Source organism: Megamonas sp., assembly GCF_986095205.1.
Map to the genome: position 1 here is coordinate 12,937 of NZ_CFQVBI010000036.1, position 18,797 is coordinate 31,733.

The window sequence follows — 18,797 nt, forward strand, 5'->3', positions numbered from 1 at the left end:
TTATGAAAACAGATAAGATTACTAGATAGTGGTCTTATCTGTTTTTTTATATAAATTTATTAGGTGTAGGTGAAGGAATATGCAAGAAAAACAAAATGATTTTACTAAAAATAGTATGGCTTATAATATTATGAGTTTAGCTATTCCTATGACCATAGCACAGTTGATAAATGTTTTATATAGTCTTGTAGATAGAATGTACATAGGGCATTTGGCACAAAATTCTACTTTAGCTTTGACGGGATTAGGAATTACTTTTCCTATTATTATGTTAGTTACAGCAGTTACTAATTTATTTGGTATGGGTGGAGCGCCACTTTGTTCTATCGCTAGAGGTAGAGGCGATGATGAAAGGGCAGAAAAAATAATAGGTAATTCTTTTGCTATGCTGATTATCTGTAGTTGTATTTTGATAATTATTGGCTTGGTGATGAAAAAGTCCTTATTATATTTATTTGGGGCAAGTGATGAAACATATCCTTATGCTAATGAATATTTTTCTATTTATATTTGGGGAAGTATTTTTGTAATGGTAGGACTAGGCATGAATACTTTTATTAATGCTCAAGGTTTTGCAAAAAAAGGAATGCTCACTATATTAATTGGTGCGATAATTAATATTATCTTAGACCCTATTTTTATCTTTGGTTTAGATTTAGGTATAAAAGGTGCTGCTATCGCTACTGTCATTGCACAATTTATTTCAGCATCATGGGTATTGCATTTTTTATTTAGTGATAAGGCAATTTATCGCATTAAAAAATCTTGCATGAAATTAGATTTTAAATTAATAAAAGAAATTGTTTCTCTAGGATTTTCAGGTTTTGTTTTTGCCACTACAGGGAGTTTAGTGCAGATTGTCTGCAATAATGTATTGTTATTTTGGGGCGGAAATATTTATGTAGGCATAATGACAGTACTAAATTCTATACGTGATGTTTTGCAAATGACAATAGAAGGCATTCGCTCAGGTGCTCAACCTGTTATCAGTTATAATTATGGTGCAGGGCAATATTTACGTGTAAGGCAGGGCATAAAATTTTTGACAAAGATAGCACTATTATATACAAGTATAGCTTGGTGCATATTAGATTTTTTCCCAGAGTTTTTTATTCATCTATTTAATAGTGAAGAAGAAATGTTATTGCTTGGCGTGCCAGCATTACATATATATTTTTTAGGATTTTTTATGATGGCTTTTCAATCTGCTGGACAGACAACGTTTATATCGTTAGGCATGGGAAAATATGCAACGTTTTTTTCGCTGTTTCGTAAAGTCATTTTAGTTATCCCATTGACGATTTTTTTACCAAATTTATGGGATTTAGGTGTATATGGAGTCTTTTATGCTGAAATGATTTCAAATTTTGTGGGCGGTATAGCATGTTTTTCTACTATGATGATGGTCGTCTGGAGACGATTAGGAAAATTAAATAAATAAGTAAGAATAAGTAATTTAAACTATTGTTTAGATTACTTATTTTTTTATAAAAAGGTTTATTATGAGATATTGTCGAATATATTATTTATATTGTTGAATAGAAAAATAAAAGGAAGTGATAATATGGACTTTATTATAGATTCAAGTATATTGCAATCATTGCTTTTGAGTGTTATATTTCTAGCTATTTTAGTAGAGATAAAAACAGGAGGTACAGGCATAGGGGCATTACTAGGTATCATAGCAGCTGGCGTATTTTTTGGCAGTAGTTATGTGAAAGGTTTAGTCAGTTTATATCAGATTGCAATATTTATTGTGGGGATTATTTTTATCATAATTGAAATATTAACCCCAACAATAGGATTACTTGCAGGACTCGGAGTAGTAGCCATATTATATAGTTTGATTTTAGCTATGGGTGGCGATATTGATGCAATGTTGATGATGGCAATTTCTTTTGTTATTGCGATAATAATTTTTGCATTGATAATAAAAAAATTACCTACGAGCAAATTATGGAGTAAAATAATTTTGACAAAGACATCTTCTAGTGAAGAAGGTTATGTAAGTAGCGTAGATTATTCAAGATATTTGCATAAAGAAGGGATTGTTTTGACAGAACTAAGACCTTCTGGAAGTGTGAAAATTGATGATGATGTATTAGATGTTGTATCTGAAGGTAGTTATATCAGTAAAGGCGAAAAAATTCGTGTAGTAAAAATTGAAGGTATGCGTATTATTGTACGTAAAATCTAAAATAAATTTAAGGAGGATTAATCATGGAAGCGATTATCGGTTCTGGTTTTATCGTAGTAATTGTCATTGTGGCGATTATGTTATTTTTGCATTTTGTACCTATAGGATTGTGGATTTCAGCATTAGCATCAAATGTTCATGTAGGTATATTTACATTAGTTGGTATGAGAATGCGTAGAGTTCCGCCACAAAAAATTGTATTGCCACTAATTAAGGCAAATAAAGCAGGATTAAATGTCAATGTAAATCAACTTGAAGCACATTATTTAGCTGGCGGTAATGTGGATAAAGTAGTTGATGCACTCATTGCTGCTCATAGAGCACAAATACCTCTTCCATTTGAACGCAGTGCAGCTATTGACCTTGCAGGTCGTGATGTATTAGAAGCAGTACAAATGAGCGTAAATCCAAAAGTTATTGAAACACCTGTTGTATCTGCTGTGGCTAGAAATGGTATAGAATTAAAAATTAAAGCAAGGGTTACAGTTCGAGCTAATATTGATAGATTAGTCGGAGGTGCTGGTGAGCCTACAATTATTGCTCGTGTTGGCGAAGGGATAGTAACGTCAGTTGGTTCTTCAGAAGCTCATACAGATGTACTTGCTAATCCAGATGATATATCTAAAACTGTACTTGGCAAAGGTTTGGATGCAGGAACTGCTTTTGAAATTTTATCCATTGATATAGCCGATGTTGATGTAGGCAGAAATATCGGTGCAGAACTTCAGACAGACCAAGCAGAAGCTGATAAACGTATAGCTCAAGCAAAAGCCGAAGAAAGACGTGCTATGGCTGTGGCTAAAGAACAGGAAATGAAAGCATATACGCAAGAAATGGAAGCTCGTGTAGTTGAAGCTCAATCAGAAGTTCCACACGCATTAGCAAAAGCTCTTCGTGAAGGCAAACTCGGTGTAATGGATTATTATAATTTAAATAATATCAATGCTGATACGCAAATGCGAGAAGCAATAAGTAAAACAGGAGATAGTACAGTCCCACAAGGACAAGTACCAATAAAATAATTTATCATGGAAGGATTAGCACCTTTTCTGCTCTTTTTGTTTTTTATGATAATAAATATCTATACTGGCCAAAAACGTAGAGAGCAAAAAAAGAAACAAAAACAAGAATTTCCTGATATATATGATAATCCATCACCAAGACAAAATAGAAAAAGAAATCTTGATTATATGATGGCAAAGCCAAGGGGGAACAATGATAATATTGAAATTGTGGCAAATGATTTACAACAAGAAAAAATAAATGATTTAGCACAATATATCGATAAATATGAACAGGATTTGCAAAATAGATATCAAGAAAAATTAAAGCAAAATAGAACTAATCTACAGGCAAAAGATTTTATTCAACAAACAGAGATAAAAGCTGTAGATAAGGATAAAAAAATACAAATAGATATTGAAAAAGAGCATATAATAAAAGCAATAACGTATGCTCAAGTTTTAGAACAACCAAAATCACTGCAATATTTAAAGCGATTTGGTATAAAACGCGTAATTCATAAAGATTAAAATAAAGCTATAATCATTAGGAATTTTAAGAAAAATAAAATTTTGTAATGGTTATAGCTTTTTTTATTTATATAATTTATAATAGAAAAGGATTGATTTTCATAAAAGTTGAATAAGAAGTCTTTAAGTAATTTTTTGGTAAAAAGATTTAGCACTATAGAATGAATATGTTATAATGAGAATATGACTATTACTTTAAAAATAATGGAGGGCGAATGCTTTTGCCAAATTTTGCAGAAATAAAAATACCTTTTCAAGACAGAGCAGAAACAATTGGTATTCTTGGTGAAAATGATGAATTTTTGCGAGTTTTAAATGATAGTTTTGCCTGTCGTATTGTTGGTAGAGGTACAGATTTATCAATCAATGGTGAAGAAGGAGAAGTAAATGCTGCCAGTCAAGTCATTGAAGCTTTGCTTTTATTGTATAGACAAGGTACAAAGCTTACAATGCATGAGGTTCGATATAGTATAAAACTGGTTAAAGCAGGTCAATCTAATGAATTAAAATCTTTATTCACAGATGTATTGACTGTTACTTCAAGAGGAAAATGCGTTCGACCAAAGACTATTGGACAGAAAATTTATATTGATGCTATTCGTCGTCATAGCATAACTTTTGGTTTAGGTCCAGCTGGTACAGGGAAAACTTATTTAGCTGTAGTCATGGCTGTTATGGCACTTCGCAATAATGAAGTAGATAAACTTATTTTGACTCGTCCAGCAGTTGAAGCAGGAGAACGTTTGGGCTTTTTACCTGGTGATTTACAAGAAAAAATCGATCCATATTTAAGACCGCTATATGATGCATTACAAGATATTTTAGGTTTAGAAGCTTATCAAAAATTATTAGCTAGAAATATCATTGAAATAGCACCGCTTGCATATATGCGTGGTCGCACATTAGAGAGAGCTTTTGTCATCTTAGATGAAGCTCAAAATACTACACCTAGACAGATGAAGATGTTTTTAACTCGTTTAGGTTTTGGCTCAAAAATGGTAGTAAATGGAGATTTGAGTCAGATTGATTTGCCAAGAGGTAGTGGCTCAGGTTTGACACAGGCGACAAAAATATTAGATGGATTAGAAGGTATTTCTGTGATACATTTTGATGATAGAGATGTTATTCGTCATGATGTTGTTGCACGAATTATTAGAGCTTATGATGCTTATGAAGCTGCTAATCCGCCTAGTGAGAATAAAGATAAGAATTTCTATAAACATAGTTGATAAAGTAATAAATAGCAAAATTAATTTACTAAATGGGAGATTTTATTATGGAAATAATTTTAAGCAATTTACCTGAAAATCTTGAAGTAGATGAAAAATTAAGTGATACAGTGAAAGAAGCTGTAGAAAAAGTTGGTCAATTATATGCTTTAGATAATGCAGAAGTGAGCATTACGCTTACAGATAATGAACATATTCATGAAATAAATCGTGAATATAGAAAAGTGGATAGACCAACAGATGTAATATCTTTTGCTTTGAATGAAGGTGATGAACCTAATATTGAAGGAGAAATTCCTGTAAATATGTTAGGTGATATTATTATTTCTGTAGAAAAAGCGATAGAACAAGCTGGCGATTATGGTCATAGTGTTCGTCGTGAAATAGCATTTTTGACAGTTCATGGTATGCTTCATTTATTAGGATATGATCATATAGAAGAAGCTGACCGTGTAGAAATGCGAAAAGAAGAAGATTTTGTTATGGAACAATTAGGAATAAGTAGAGATTAAAAAGGAGTTAATTTTTTGGAGAATAAACATTTTAAATCAGGTTTTGTAGCAGTTATTGGTAGACCAAATGTAGGAAAATCTACATTGATAAACAGTCTTATTGGACAGAAAATAGCGATAATGTCTGATAAACCACAGACTACACGCAATAAAATTATGTGTGTATTGACTACAGATAATGAACAAGTAATTTTCTTAGATACGCCAGGTATTCATAAACCTTTGCATAAATTAGGTGAATACATGGTAAAAGCGGCAGAAGGCACATTAAAAGAAGTTGACGCTATTTTATTTGTGGTTGATGCTACTGAAGATTTAGGTGGCGGTGAACGTTATATTATGGAACGATTGCAAGCTACAAAAAAACCAGTTATTTTGATTGTAAATAAATTGGATTTAATTGATAGACAATCCGTATTGCCGATAATTGAAAAATATACAAAAGCATATGATTTTGCAGGTGTAGTGCCAATTTCTGCTAAAGAAAAAATGAATTTGGATAGCTTACTTGCAGAATTAAATAAATATTTACCAGAAGGGCCACAGTATTATCCAGCAGATACAGTAACTGACCAACCAGAACGTTTGATAGCTGCAGAAATGATACGTGAAAAGGTACTTCATTTGACTCGTGATGAAATACCACATGCTATAGCTGTAGATATTGAGGAAATGAAATCCCGTGCTAATGATAAAGTTTATATTCGTGCAACTATCTATGTTGAACGTGAATCACAAAAGGGAATTGTCATTGGTAAACGTGGTGCATTATTAAAAGAAATAGGGGCATTAGCTCGCAAAGATATCGAGACAATGCTTGGCTCTAAAACTTATTTAGATTTGTGGGTAAAAGTCAAGAAAGATTGGCGCGACCGCAGTAATGTACTTCGTGAATTAGGTTTTAGAGATTGATAAAGGAAGACGTGCTTAACATGATGAATAGATTATCACATTATTTTATTAATGGGCTTATAGTATTAGTACCAATTGTTATAACTTACTTTGTAATTGCTACAGTATTTGCTTTAGTAGAAGGTATAGTAGAAAGTTATATACCACTTAAATTTCCAGGTGCAGGTGTAGCCTTATTAATTATCGTTATTTTAGTTGCTGGCTGGATAACATCAACTTGGACATGGGCTTCTCAGCGAATTATCAGCTATTTTGAAACAGTAGTAGATAAAATTCCAGTTGTAAAATTTATTTACAATAGTGTTAAGCGTGTTTCTACAATGTTATTTGAATCAAAAACGATGTTTAGTCAAGTCGTTTTAATTCCTTATCCACATCCAAATGTAAAAACTATTGGATTTTTAATGCCAAAACCATCATCATTACTTGCTCCATATTTAAGTAAAGATGAAGAATATGAATCTGTATTTTTACCATGGAGTTTAAATATGACTTCTGGATTTAATGTATTTGTACCCAAAAAAGATATAATTTATGTGGATATCTCTGTAGAAGATGCTTTTCAATATATATTGACAGCTGGTGGTGTAATGCCAGGTGCTGATGTAAAAGCAGATTTAGCAAAAATACAAGAAGTTAAGGAAAAAATGGAAAAAGCTCAACAAGAAAAAAATATAGATTCTGTTGAAAACAAGTAAAATATTAAAAGGGAAAATAAACTAATATGGCTATTTATACAACAGAAGTATTAGTTTTAGGTGTAAAAAATTGGGGTAACGCAGATAAAATCGTTACCCTTTTATCACCTACTTATGGAAAAATAACAGCAGCAGCATATGGTTGTCGACGTCCTAAGAGTCCACTAGCAGCATCTATGCAGCCTTTTTCATGGTTAGATATTCAATTATCTAAAGGGGAAAAGATGGATACAGTTCGCCAATGTGAACATAAAGGATTTTTTTCTGATTTATATGAGGATTTGACGGCAATGGCATATGCTTCTTTTATTGCAGAATTAGCTAAAGAATTATGCAGTGAAGATGAACCACAAGCAGAGATTTATGAAAAATTATTAAAGATTTTACCTTGTCTAACAAAATTTAATCCTCGTATTTGTGCTTTGGCTAGTGCTTATCAGATTTTTGAATATACTGGCTGTCAACTTCATTATAGCCAATGTGCATTATGTGGAAGTAAAATCGAAGGTGATTGTCATTTTGATGCCATGCAAGGTGGAGCAATCTGTACATCTTGTAGTCAAGGAAAGCAGATAAATTATCCATCTTCAGTAAGATTATTTATAGAACATCTTTTACATTTAGATTGGGACAATCCACCTAAATTTCAAGTAAAAGGTATTGATTTGATAAATGCTGAAAAAATTCTATTAGATTATATACAATCCTTAATTGGCAAGCCTTTTAAATCGCTTACTTTTATTAAGCAAGTTACAAGTTTATCGTAAATAAATTTTATAAAAATATTTGCAAAATTTATTCAAAAAAGCAGGATTTTTAGCTATATATATAGAATATAACTAATATAAAATAACTTGAAAATATATTATAATCAAGGCACCAAGGAGGGTTTGGTTATGGATAACGTAAAACGTATTTTAGTTCCAATCGATAGCTCTGAAATTGCTGAACGTGCTATGCAACAGGCTATAAAAATTAATCGCTTTAATGAAGCAGAAGTTCATATTTTATATGTAGCAGATATTAATAAGTTAGCAATTAATGCTTATTTATCTGGTAACGTATTGATTGAAATTGAAAAAGCAGGTCAACGCATTTTAAATGCAGCAAAAGAATTGTTCCCAGAAGGAATGAAAATTGTTTGTGCATATAGAACTGGAGACCCAGCTGAAGCAATTAGAGATTATGAAAAAGAAATTTCTGCAGATTTAATTGTTATGGGTAGTAGAGGTTTAGGTCTTGTACGAGGTGTATTGCTTGGTAGCGTAAGTAAATATGTGTTAGAACATGCCAAATGCCCAGTTTTGATTGTAAAATAATATAAATATTAATTAAAAAACTAACCCCAATAATTAGTACATTCTAGTTATTGGGGTTTTTGTTTTGTATTGAATTTAATTTGTATTAATAGGGTTAATATCCACTGTTATATTTTTATCAATATCTACTTTACATTCACGCAAATAATTTCGTAAGGTATCTAAATCATTTGTTTTTAATAGTAAATTAAAGCGATACATTCCTTTAAAATTTGCGATTAAAGATGGAGCAGGGCCCATGACAATAATATTTTTATTATCTTGGAATTTATCTTTGATGAGTTTTTTTAAATTTTGTGCTTTAGTTAAAGCATTTTCTTCATTTTCGTCTTGAATTATTAATTTTATGAGTTGACAGAAAGGCGGATAATACATAGCTTTACGCAATAAAATTTCTTCATTATAAAAATGATTATAATCTTGTTGAATACCGCATTGTACAGCATAATGTTCTAAATTATACGTTTGTACGATTACTTGTCCACGTTTATTTTTTCTACCAGCACGACCAGCCGTTTGAGTTATTAAACCAAAACAACGTTCTCCTGCTCTAAAATCTGGTAAATTTAGGCTAGAGTCTGCACTTATGATGCCAACAGCTGTTACAGTAGGTATATCATGACCTTTAGCGACCATTTGTGTACCTAATAAAATATCATATAGACCAGCTTTAAATTGCTTTAAGATATCTAGATGAGCGAATTTTTTGCCAGTAGTATCTCTATCTAAGCGAATTATTCTAGCTTGAGGAAATAAAGTGGATAATTCTTCTTCAAGTTTTTCTGTTCCTGAGCCGAAAAATTTAATATATTTACTATTACATTTTGGGCAAATAGTAGGAACAGCTTCTGTAATATCACAATGATGGCATTGTAAGATACCACGGCGATGATAAACAAGAGGTAAACCACAGTACTTACACTTGATAACATGACCGCAAGCTCTGCACATTACAAAAGTGGAAAAGCCTCTGCGATTTAACATGATGATAATTTGTTCTTTTTTAGCTAGAGTATCTGCAATTAATTCTTTTAATTTTAAAGAAATAATTTTTCGATTGCCCATGCGTAGTTCTTCACGCATGTCTACTCCTTCAATATATGGTAAAGGTAGGTTATCTATACGATTGGGCATTTTTAATAAAACATATTCACCTATTTGCGTTTTATAATAACTCTCTAAAGAAGGTGTAGCACTACCCATGATTAAAGTAGCATGATAAATTTTAGCCATTTTTTCAATGATATCATGACTGTGGTATCGAGGTGATTCATCTTGCTTATATGAAGGGTCATGTTCTTCGTCCATTACAATTAAACCTAAATCTTCAAATGGAGCAAATAATGCTGAACGAGCTCCAATGATGATACCTACTTGTTTCGTGCGAATTCGCCAAAATGTATCATTTCTTTCTCCAACGGATAATCTACTATGAATAACAGCGACATCATCAGTAAAATATTCTTTAAAGGAAGTTACTAATTGCCCTGTAAGGACGATTTCAGGAACTAATATAAGAACTTGTTTACCTAAAGCACGTGCTTTTAAAGCAATTTCTATATAGATTTGAGTTTTGCCACTACCTGTAACGCCATATAGTAAAAATTTTTGCTTGCCTTGATGTTGAGCTATTTCTATATTTTCTAAGGCTGTCATTTGGTCTGATGTCAGCTTTTTATTTGTATTTTGTTTAGTAGTTATGTGGTAATAGCTATCTCGCAATATTTGTTTCTTTTCTAATTTTATATAGTCTAAATCAGCAAGTGCTTTTAGTGTAGGTAGAGAGATTTTTTCATTTGCTAAATCTTTAGTAGAAGCTTCTTTTATTTTAGCTAAATATAATAGAGCTTTTTTTTGAGCTGGTTTATTTTTTAAAGTTGCTAAAATATCATCATTAACTGTTACATTTAAAGAGGCATAAGTGATATAAATTTTATTAGCTTTTGTTTTATAAGTATAATCTCGGATAATTAGTTTTTTTGCGATGAGTTTATCTAGTAAAGAAGATAAATTATCAATTGTATTGAATTTATGTCGTAAAGTCAATAAATCAGTATTTTTTTGTAGAGAAAGATATTCAAGCAAAGATATTTCAATAGGTGATAGTTTATTTTTAAGGAATAAATCATATTCTTGTTGGTTGATATTAAAAATAGGGCGAATTTGTACACTATTTTTTCCAGGGATAAATAACCGCATAGTTTCGCCTAAAGAACATAGATAAAAATCAGCCATCCATTTGGCGGTAGTATACATTTGAGATGTAAACCAAGCTTCCGTATCAATAATATCTTTGATTTCTTTTAATTTAGTTATATCTATATTATGTTCGTTATTTGCATATATTTTAATAATAAAGCCTTCCATAATTCTATTGCCGAAAGGCACTAAAACACGACAACCTTCTTTTAAAATATCAAATTTCTCAGGAATTATATAAGTGTAAGCCTTAGCAATACTTTTAACGGGAATATTAATATATATATCTGCAAGTTTTTTCATATAATCACGTACCTAATCAAGTAATATGTTTATATTATAATATATCTATTTAATTTTAGAAAACAGATCTTAAATAAACTATCATATATTTAGTTACAACTTGACAGCATATAGATTAATTTATATACTTTTAATAATGTTATAAAGTAACATAGTAAATAATGAAGGGATATGAACTAATGTTTTTTTGTTTAAAAAAAACTATAAGTAATATATGTATTAATATTCCTTTTAAATTTTATTATGTAATAAGAGAGAGATTAATAGTATATTTATATCATTTGGAAATATATAAAGTAAAGTTAGTATTATAAAATATATATAATTATCTTATTTAAAAATATATTTAGATAATAAGTAATATTATATAGTAGATGTGATTTTTTACTTTATGATTATATTTTCTATATGAAGTAAAAAAACTGCATCCAAAAGGAAGCAGTTTTTTTTATGCATAATTCGTAGAGTAACTCACTATACGAAATTTAGTTACAAAATTACAATAGATTATAGTAAAAGTATATAAAGTAATAATTATCTTGTCAAGACAATTAATAGTAAATTTTTAAAGTTATAGAATATATGATTAAAGGTATATATATATTATTTATTTTTAATAAATAATATATAAAAACCGTCAAAAATATTGTCAAAAGGGGTCTTTAGATTATGCCAAGAAAAGGTGAAAATATTTATAAAAGAAAAGATGGTAGATGGGAAGGTAGATATACTATAGGTAGAACTATAGAAGGAAAAATTATTTATAAATCTATATATGGACATTCATATCTTGAAGTGAAAGAGAAACTGATTATTCAAAAATCTATGTATCAAAAAGATAATGTTATTATATCGAATAAGATGATTATAACTACTATTAGTAAAGAATGGCTGACTTTTATAAGAGAACATGTAAAAGAATCTTCATTTATAAAATATAATAATATTATTGAAAATTATATTATTGTTAATTTAGGAAATTTGAAAATAAAGGATCTTAATATTGAATATATTAATTTATTTATATTAAATTTAAAAAAAAGAGGAGGTAAGAAAAAAAAGCAGCTTTCAATAAAGACTGTAGCTGATATATTTTCTGTGTTAAAGCAAATATTAAAATATGCAGAAAGAGTATATCAGATAAATATTTGTGATTTGAGTGGATTAAAAATAAAATTAAAAAAACAACCTATAAAAATATTGACTCAAGATGAATGTAAAATTTTAATAAAATATTTAGTAAAACATGCAAATAAAATAAATATAGGAATATTATTAGCCTTGTTTACTGGTATACGCATAGGAGAATTGTGTGCATTAAAATATAGAAATATATTATTTGATGAGGCAATAATGATTATTTCTGAAACATTACAACGAATTCAAAAAAAAGATCATAAAAGCTTAAAGAAAACCAAAATTATAATTACTACACCTAAAACTATGTCATCTATAAGAAAAATACCTATTCCTTTAAGTATATTACCTCTAATTATTAAAGTTTACAGTAATGGTTCAGGATTTTTATTGACAGGAGATGAAAATAAATTTATTGAACCTAGAACAATACAAAATCGTTTTCGAAAAATACTAAATGAAACTAAGATATCACAAATTAATTTTCATATATTAAGACACACATTCGCAACACAATGTTTAATAAATGGAATGGACATAAAAAGTTTAAGTGAAATATTAGGTCATGCAAATGTAAATATAACATTAGATAAATATGTTCATCCATCATTTGAAGAAAAAAGAAGAAATATGAATAAATTAGGTGAATATTTAACCGTCAAATAAATTGTCTATTTAGAAAATTATATATTATTTAGTGATAAAAGAATTTTTATTCGTTGAGTGAGTTACTCTACGAAATTATTATCAAGTAAAAAAATACACATCATTATTTTTACTTATTATTATAAAAAAAATTGATTATTATATAATTTTTAATTATTTTTATAATATCTTTAATAAAAAGATATTATAATTTATAACATAGTATTTTTAAGAAAGGATACATAGAGATAATGAAAAAAAATAGTATTTTAAAAGTGATGAGTTTATGTATGTTTGTTTTTCTTTTTACCACTAATATAGTAAGTGAAGCTTCTACAAAAAAAGTGGCATTAGGAAATTTTGAAAATGGTGCAAAATCTCGTTATGGCAGTCTAGCTTGTACAAATCTAGAAACAAATATTTTCAGTGGATTAGTACAAAATAAGAATTATGATGTAGTAGAAAGAGCCGCTTTAGATCAAGTCTTTCGAGAATTAGGATTACAAAACTCAGGTGTAGTAGATAGTAATTCAGCTATTGAAATTGGTAAATTATCGGGTGCAGATTATACTTTAGTGGGGAGTGTTATTACAGCAGAAGTAATACCTTTTGATAATATTTTTTATCAAGGATATAAAGGTAAAGTAGCTTTTGAAATGCATCTTGTAGATAATAAAACTGGAATGGTCTTGTATTCAGATGTAATTTCTGATACAGAAAGTCAAATGTATACACCAGGTGTTTCTGTTAATGAAAGGAATCTTATAAGTGGTGCTTCTAAGAATGCAGCTGAAAAGGTATTAGAAAAAATGAATGAGTTAACTCCGCTTACAGGTACAGTGTTAACAGTAGATCATAATGAAGATTTAGTTTATTTTGATTTAGGGTATGAAAACGGAGTGCAAAAAGGAGATATTTATACTATTTATAAAGAAGGAACACCTATTATACATCCACGAACAAAAGAAATATTAGGTATAAAAGAAAATGTACTTGGAACAATAAAAGTTACAGATGTAAAATCAAATTATGCTATAGGTGAAATAAAAAAAGAAAAATCTACATTTAAAGTTGGTGATAAAATTAAGCGAGGCGAATAATAAATGAAAAAAATAATTTATTTATTATTAATAGCATTTTTTTGTTATTTTAATGTAGGCTCAGCTCAACAAGTTAATATATCTGGTTATGGTACGACTATTGATGAAGCTGAACGTGATGCACTTAGAAATGCAGTTGAACAAGCTGTAGGAACAATGGTAGATTCAACAACATTAGTAAAAAATAATATGCTTATTAATGATGAAATATATACACAATCTCGTGGATATATAACAAATTATACGATTTTATCGAAACGTTTAAGTGCCGATGGAATGTATGAGATTATAATTAATGCGAATGTAGATACTAATCCTAATTCAAAATTAATGAATGAACTTACTCGTTTAGGTATAATTAATCGTCAATTACGTGATCCTAAAATAGCTGTTATTATTCCTGAATATCATATAAAGGCACGTATTCCAGATCCTGCTGGGGAAACAGCTGTAATTAGAAAATTAGTGGATGCAGGTTTTTCTCGTATTACAGATATAAGTGATATTCGTTATAACTTAAATAACTTAAGTGCGTTGACAAGACAAGATATGGAAAATATAGCAAGAAGTCGTAATGTTGATATTTTAATTGTGGGGGAAGCTTTTAGCGAAGGTGTTGGCGATGTTGGTAAATTTTTACCAAATGGAAGAAATACAGGTATTATTTCTTGTAAGGCACGTCTTGAAGCAAAAATTTTTATCGCTAAAACAGGACAAATAATTTCTGCTAATGGTACATATGGTACAGCAGCAGATTTAACGGAGTTTATTGCTGGTAAAAAAGCTTTAAATAATGCTGGTGAAAAGATGGGAGATTACATTGTTGAAAAGCTTTTAAATTATGGTAGTAGTACTAATCAAAATTTAGAAATGATAGTTTCAACAGTAGATTTTAACAAAATAAATGCGATTAACAGCGCTGTACAAACTATTCGAGGTGTAGAAAGTTCTATGGTAACAGATTATAACAATGGGAAGGCAACAATTTCTGTAAAATATTCAGGAACGCCACAAACATTATTTAATCAGTTAAATCAAGCGGTTAATTTTAATATAAATTTACAGTCTTTTACATATAATACATTGAATATTGCCGCTTATTAATAATTTTATTACTGAAAGGATGTTTTTTATGAAAAAATCATTAATTGCTTTATCTGGTGCATTAGCTTTTTCAATAGCAGTTGGAGCTGTTCCATTAAATGACTATGTAGCACCAACAAAAGTATTAGCAGCACAATATCAAATGAATAATTCAGTGGAAACAATTATAGCTGAAGGTTATGGTCGTATGCCAGTTAACATGCCAGCAGGTTCTGCTAAAGTATTAGCACGAAGAGCGGCAGTAACAGATGCTCAACGTAATTTGTTAGAGTCTGTAAAAGGTGTAGCTGTAGATTCAGATACTACGGTTGAAAATTTTATGTTAAAGAGTGATATAATTCATACAAAAGTAAATGGTATTATCACAGGTGCTAGAGTTATTTCAGAAGAAGTACAATCTGATGGTGTATATAAAGTGACAATGGCTGTACCTGTTTATGGTGTAGGTAGTATTAGTGATGTAGCAATAAATGCAGTAATTGGTGAAAGTGCTCCAGTGCCAGTACCAGTGCCACCAGTAAATTATCAACCAACAGTTTCAATATCCGGTGGATATACAGGACTTGTTATTAATGCTAAAAATAGTGGATTAGTGCGTACATTCTGCCCAGCTATTTATGATACTAATGGTAGAGCAATTTATGGTGTACATAATGTAGATAAAAAATATGCTATTGATTATGGGGTTGTAGGATATGCTAAAGGTGAAGATGGTTGGGATAAAGTTTTAGCAGGTACTTCTCGTGCTGGTAATAATCCATTGAATATTAATATAGTTAGTGTACGTGAGCGTACCGTTAATAAATGCGATGTTGTGATATCAGTAGAAGATGCAGATCGTATTTTAGCAGAAAATCAAAAAAGTCATTTTCTTGATAAATATGCTGTAATGTTTGAAATATAAATTAATTTTGTTTGAAATATTTGGGAGTGATTATTATGCCAAAAATAATTGTTTTAATTATTTTTATGTATATATTATTTCCAGTGAATGTATTTGCTAGTCAAAATTTAAATTCTATACCGTGCTTTGCTGATTTAACATGGGGTGAATCATCTAGTACAGTATTGCAAAAATATCGTTTAAGTAGAATGCCATCTCATAGTAATATGAGGAATGTTACAGTATATCAATTACAATTAGATAAACCTTATGTATATGATATACGAGTATTACCAACAGCAATAGTTTCTTTTGTTAGTGATAAGCTATATAGTATATCACTAACGTTTAGCTTGTATGGTAATAAGGTAGATTATGCTAGATTTAGAAAAAAATTAATAGATGAATTTGGTGAACCCGATAATGCCAATATATTTATGACACATTATGAAGTAACTAGTTGGAATAAAGCAATTTTTTCTATTACTTTGACACAGTCAAATGTAACATTTAGTAATAATGAATTATCTGAACAATTTAAGAGAGAAGTAGATATATCTCAAGGAAAAAATATAACAGATTGGAATAGTTATGTTCATTAGAAAATTTAAGGTAGGATGTGTTTTATATGAGAAAGATTTTTTTATTAATGATATCATTATGTATGTTTAGTTCAGTATGTTTAGCCTCTATGGCAGATAAAGTAAATGCAATATCTTCTTATACAGGAGAAACAAAGAAGGTATCTGTATTATTAGATGCGCCACTTGGTTATGTAAGTAATGAAGAAATTAGGAAAATAGTTGTAGATAAAGCAGATGAAATGTTTCCTACACCACAATTTCTTGTAACACCATTTGAAGATAGTCAAATGATGAAACAAATTTATCGTGAAGAACATGGAATGCCGACAACAGAATATGCATCTAATTTTGGAACTACCTTAAAAATGGCAGATATTCAAGCTATTGGACAGAGTTTAAATACAGATTATGTGTTATTTATTCAAGTTAGTGATAGTGGACCAAGTTATAGTAGTAGTAATACATGGATACCATTTATAGGTGGTGTAAGTTCAACAAAAGCAAAGACATCTGTTAAATGTGATGTTAGAATTATGAATGTAAAAACAGGAAAATATGTAGCGATGAAACAAACTGTAAAAGATGGTGCAGATTCTTCATCTTCTTTTATGGGAATTGGTGGAGATATGCCATCTTTTGATAAAGCATATCAAGAAGCGATTGAAAGATGTCTTTTTGAATTAGATATTGATACTTCAAAATTATAATGTTATTTATATATTCCCAAATGGATAATTATCTATTTGGGAATATAATTAATATAGTAAAATTTTAATGAATATTTTTGTCCATTGATAAAAATTTAACAGATGATAATATAATTGTCAATAGAAAATTAAGAATATTTAAAAGATAATTAAGTTGTAATAGATATAACTAAATAAAATATATAAAAAGGATATATTACACTTGTTACAGAATTATAATGAGTAGTGATTTTTCTATATAAAAAGGAGTGATTCGATGGATTCACTATTACGAAGATTATTACTCATTTTATTAGGTATTGTAATAGCTTTTTCGTTTTTAGCATTTTTTTCAGCAAAATAAGTTTTGAAATTAAGAAATATTATGGATAAATGAAAAAGTAAAATGAGGCTTAGTGGTGTTTTATATAACACCACTTTTTATTTTATAAGAAGAAATGGTGATTATTATGCGAAAAATTTTGGGGCTATTTATATTTATATGTTTGATATTTTCAGGAAATTGTTTTGCTATGCAGTTTTCTCAACCAGTAGAAATAGGTGGTATAGGTGTTATGCAGGCAAGTGGTGGTGGCATATATGTTGATGGAGCTGATTATAATAATGGAAAATTTTATACTAAATATAGAAAAGATAATACACGAGGATATGAAGAAGGTATTGCTGGCTTCGGTAAAGGAAAAGATATCATATATGTTCATTATGATTACAATGTATATGAGGGATTTTATTTTGGTGGAAAAGATAAAAATAATACAATAAAAGATGATTTTCCTTGTTATGATATTTATAAAATGAATACAAATGAAAATATTACAATATATATATTATCTAAAATTTATGGACCAGAATTTGATTATCTTATTATCGGTAAAAGAGCAGATGGTAAATTTGTAAAATATATTGATACAAGAGAAATTACAAAAAGATATTTTGGTTGGGATATATATGGCGCTTCTCCAGCAATATATGCAGATTTGAGTGTTCAAGGAGATACTTTAGTTATGAAGTATAATTATAGGAATAGAGTAAATAGAACTATAACAGAAGGAAGATTTATTTTTAAATGGGATGATAAAGCACAATGGTTTAGTGTTGATAAAACAGTAGATCATGTAAGGAACGGATATTGATGAAGAAATTATTTAGTATTTTTATCGTGTTGGGAATACTGATGTTTTCAACAACATGCTTTGCTTCAGCATTTAATGAAGTTTATTTTAATGGAAATAAAAATTACATTAGTTTTGATGGTGGAATGGGAAGAATATGGTATGTAGTAGCTAATACAATAAATGTACAACGATATAATCCTCCAGAATATATTATTGCTATTGATATTGTTCAAGTAAATCCTGAAAATAATACAATGGGAAGACAGCGGACAGAACGTTTTTTATATAATTATGATTTACAAGAAATGTATATTGAATCATATAATCCAGAAAATAAAACATATTATTGGGAATATTTAAAGGACCCAGAAAAAGCTGTAAAAGTACATGTTTCTTCTATGCCTATATCTATGGGAGAAATTGCTTTTGCATTAGCATATAATATGAGTTTTTATAAAGATGGACCGTTATCTTGGTATGCACAAAAATATTTTGAAACTTTAAAATAGATGATAGTTATGTGCAAAATTTTGGAGTTTAAATTTATATGTATATTTATAATTTTTTAGTTAATAAAAATAAGTAATATGAAGATTAATGTTATTGTATATTAATTTTTAT

The 18,797-nt window shown here is 29.2% G+C and carries 19 protein-coding genes; 18 read left to right on the top strand and 1 reads right to left on the bottom strand.

Translation table 11 applies throughout. From position 1 onward, the window contains the following. The first annotated feature begins 79 nt into the window (after positions 1-79). From AC5LAX_RS04590 to AC5LAX_RS04635, 10 genes are all read left to right on the top strand, one after another. Positions 80-1,441 (top strand): MATE family efflux transporter, encoded by a 1,362-nt coding sequence (locus AC5LAX_RS04590; RefSeq protein ID WP_008538147.1) that lies wholly within the window; start codon positions 80-82, stop codon positions 1,439-1,441. Positions 1,442-1,564: 123 nt separating this feature from the next. Further along, positions 1,565-2,197, top strand: a complete 633-nt coding sequence (locus tag AC5LAX_RS04595; RefSeq protein WP_018998978.1) for an NfeD family protein — start codon at positions 1,565-1,567, stop codon at positions 2,195-2,197. A gap of 23 nt (positions 2,198-2,220) precedes the next feature. Next, positions 2,221-3,219, top strand: coding sequence for a flotillin-like protein FloA (gene floA, locus AC5LAX_RS04600; protein WP_008538145.1), 999 nt, complete (start codon positions 2,221-2,223; stop codon positions 3,217-3,219). Positions 3,220-3,264: 45 nt separating this feature from the next. Further along, positions 3,265-3,729 (top strand): hypothetical protein, encoded by a 465-nt coding sequence (locus tag AC5LAX_RS04605; RefSeq protein WP_493263645.1) that lies wholly within the window; start codon positions 3,265-3,267, stop codon positions 3,727-3,729. 215 nt (positions 3,730-3,944) lie between these two features. Continuing rightward, complete coding sequence (locus tag AC5LAX_RS04610) at positions 3,945-4,958, top strand: PhoH family protein (protein ID WP_015562412.1); 1,014 nt, start codon at positions 3,945-3,947, stop codon at positions 4,956-4,958. A gap of 47 nt (positions 4,959-5,005) precedes the next feature. After that, on the top strand, positions 5,006-5,470 hold the full coding sequence (gene ybeY / locus AC5LAX_RS04615; protein WP_115151318.1) for an rRNA maturation RNase YbeY: 465 nt from the start codon (positions 5,006-5,008) through the stop codon (positions 5,468-5,470). Between the two features lie 15 nt (positions 5,471-5,485). Next, positions 5,486-6,382 carry a GTPase Era gene (gene era / locus AC5LAX_RS04620; RefSeq protein ID WP_008538141.1) on the top strand — a complete coding sequence of 299 codons (897 nt, stop codon included), beginning with the start codon at positions 5,486-5,488 and terminating at the stop codon, positions 6,380-6,382. 20 nt (positions 6,383-6,402) lie between these two features. Next, positions 6,403-7,080, top strand: coding sequence for a DUF502 domain-containing protein (locus AC5LAX_RS04625; protein ID WP_018998984.1), 678 nt, complete (start codon positions 6,403-6,405; stop codon positions 7,078-7,080). A gap of 26 nt (positions 7,081-7,106) precedes the next feature. Next, positions 7,107-7,847 carry a DNA repair protein RecO gene (gene recO, locus AC5LAX_RS04630; protein WP_270520765.1) on the top strand — a complete coding sequence of 247 codons (741 nt, stop codon included), beginning with the start codon at positions 7,107-7,109 and terminating at the stop codon, positions 7,845-7,847. A 129-nt stretch (positions 7,848-7,976) separates the two neighbouring features. After that, positions 7,977-8,399, top strand: coding sequence for a universal stress protein (locus AC5LAX_RS04635; RefSeq protein WP_018998985.1), 423 nt, complete (start codon positions 7,977-7,979; stop codon positions 8,397-8,399). Between the two features lie 75 nt (positions 8,400-8,474). Here the strand turns inward: AC5LAX_RS04635 and priA are convergent, their stop codons facing one another. Beyond that, positions 8,475-10,901: a primosomal protein N' gene (gene priA / locus AC5LAX_RS04640; protein ID WP_288908902.1), complete on the bottom strand. Its 2,427-nt coding sequence runs from the start codon at positions 10,899-10,901 to the stop codon at positions 8,475-8,477. Positions 10,902-11,570: 669 nt separating this feature from the next. Between priA and AC5LAX_RS04645 the strand changes: the two genes are divergently transcribed. From AC5LAX_RS04645 to AC5LAX_RS04680, 8 genes are all read left to right on the top strand, one after another. Further along, positions 11,571-12,704, top strand: coding sequence for a tyrosine-type recombinase/integrase (locus AC5LAX_RS04645; RefSeq protein WP_288908904.1), 1,134 nt, complete (start codon positions 11,571-11,573; stop codon positions 12,702-12,704). A 230-nt stretch (positions 12,705-12,934) separates the two neighbouring features. Further along, complete coding sequence (locus AC5LAX_RS04650; protein WP_462256249.1) at positions 12,935-13,783, top strand: CsgG/HfaB family protein; 849 nt, start codon at positions 12,935-12,937, stop codon at positions 13,781-13,783. A gap of 3 nt (positions 13,784-13,786) precedes the next feature. Next, on the top strand, positions 13,787-14,887 hold the full coding sequence (locus tag AC5LAX_RS04655) for a hypothetical protein (protein WP_224169778.1): 1,101 nt from the start codon (positions 13,787-13,789) through the stop codon (positions 14,885-14,887). A gap of 28 nt (positions 14,888-14,915) precedes the next feature. Further along, complete coding sequence (locus AC5LAX_RS04660; protein WP_224169779.1) at positions 14,916-15,791, top strand: LPP20 family lipoprotein; 876 nt, start codon at positions 14,916-14,918, stop codon at positions 15,789-15,791. 35 nt (positions 15,792-15,826) lie between these two features. After that, positions 15,827-16,372, top strand: coding sequence for a hypothetical protein (locus tag AC5LAX_RS04665; RefSeq protein WP_288908906.1), 546 nt, complete (start codon positions 15,827-15,829; stop codon positions 16,370-16,372). 26 nt (positions 16,373-16,398) lie between these two features. Then, positions 16,399-17,061 (top strand): hypothetical protein, encoded by a 663-nt coding sequence (locus AC5LAX_RS04670; protein WP_224169781.1) that lies wholly within the window; start codon positions 16,399-16,401, stop codon positions 17,059-17,061. Between the two features lie 512 nt (positions 17,062-17,573). Beyond that, positions 17,574-18,194, top strand: coding sequence for a hypothetical protein (locus tag AC5LAX_RS04675; RefSeq protein WP_288908907.1), 621 nt, complete (start codon positions 17,574-17,576; stop codon positions 18,192-18,194). Then, positions 18,194-18,685 (top strand): hypothetical protein, encoded by a 492-nt coding sequence (locus tag AC5LAX_RS04680; RefSeq protein ID WP_224169783.1) that lies wholly within the window; start codon positions 18,194-18,196, stop codon positions 18,683-18,685. Before AC5LAX_RS04675 ends, AC5LAX_RS04680 begins: the two co-directional genes overlap by 1 nt. Positions 18,686-18,797: the final 112 nt, after the last annotated feature.

Excerpts from the sequence above, each read along its gene's own strand:
- AC5LAX_RS04590 (WP_008538147.1), top strand. The coding sequence starts at position 80 with ATGCAAGAAAAACAAAATGATTTTACTAAAAATAGTATGGCTTATAAT.
- AC5LAX_RS04595 (WP_018998978.1), top strand. The coding sequence starts at position 1,565 with ATGGACTTTATTATAGATTCAAGTATATTGCAATCATTGCTTTTGAGT.
- floA (WP_008538145.1), top strand. The coding sequence starts at position 2,221 with ATGGAAGCGATTATCGGTTCTGGTTTTATCGTAGTAATTGTCATTGTG.
- AC5LAX_RS04605 (WP_493263645.1), top strand. The coding sequence starts at position 3,265 with ATGATAATAAATATCTATACTGGCCAAAAACGTAGAGAGCAAAAAAAG.
- AC5LAX_RS04610 (WP_015562412.1), top strand. The coding sequence starts at position 3,945 with ATGCTTTTGCCAAATTTTGCAGAAATAAAAATACCTTTTCAAGACAGA.
- ybeY (WP_115151318.1), top strand. The coding sequence starts at position 5,006 with ATGGAAATAATTTTAAGCAATTTACCTGAAAATCTTGAAGTAGATGAA.
- AC5LAX_RS04625 (WP_018998984.1), top strand. The coding sequence starts at position 6,403 with ATGATGAATAGATTATCACATTATTTTATTAATGGGCTTATAGTATTA.
- recO (WP_270520765.1), top strand. The coding sequence starts at position 7,107 with ATGGCTATTTATACAACAGAAGTATTAGTTTTAGGTGTAAAAAATTGG.
- AC5LAX_RS04635 (WP_018998985.1), top strand. The coding sequence starts at position 7,977 with ATGGATAACGTAAAACGTATTTTAGTTCCAATCGATAGCTCTGAAATT.
- priA (WP_288908902.1), bottom strand. The coding sequence starts at position 10,901 with ATGAAAAAACTTGCAGATATATATATTAATATTCCCGTTAAAAGTATT.
- AC5LAX_RS04645 (WP_288908904.1), top strand. The coding sequence starts at position 11,571 with ATGCCAAGAAAAGGTGAAAATATTTATAAAAGAAAAGATGGTAGATGG.
- AC5LAX_RS04650 (WP_462256249.1), top strand. The coding sequence starts at position 12,935 with ATGAAAAAAAATAGTATTTTAAAAGTGATGAGTTTATGTATGTTTGTT.
- AC5LAX_RS04655 (WP_224169778.1), top strand. The coding sequence starts at position 13,787 with ATGAAAAAAATAATTTATTTATTATTAATAGCATTTTTTTGTTATTTT.
- AC5LAX_RS04660 (WP_224169779.1), top strand. The coding sequence starts at position 14,916 with ATGAAAAAATCATTAATTGCTTTATCTGGTGCATTAGCTTTTTCAATA.
- AC5LAX_RS04665 (WP_288908906.1), top strand. The coding sequence starts at position 15,827 with ATGCCAAAAATAATTGTTTTAATTATTTTTATGTATATATTATTTCCA.
- AC5LAX_RS04670 (WP_224169781.1), top strand. The coding sequence starts at position 16,399 with ATGAGAAAGATTTTTTTATTAATGATATCATTATGTATGTTTAGTTCA.
- AC5LAX_RS04675 (WP_288908907.1), top strand. The coding sequence starts at position 17,574 with ATGCAGTTTTCTCAACCAGTAGAAATAGGTGGTATAGGTGTTATGCAG.
- AC5LAX_RS04680 (WP_224169783.1), top strand. The coding sequence starts at position 18,194 with ATGAAGAAATTATTTAGTATTTTTATCGTGTTGGGAATACTGATGTTT.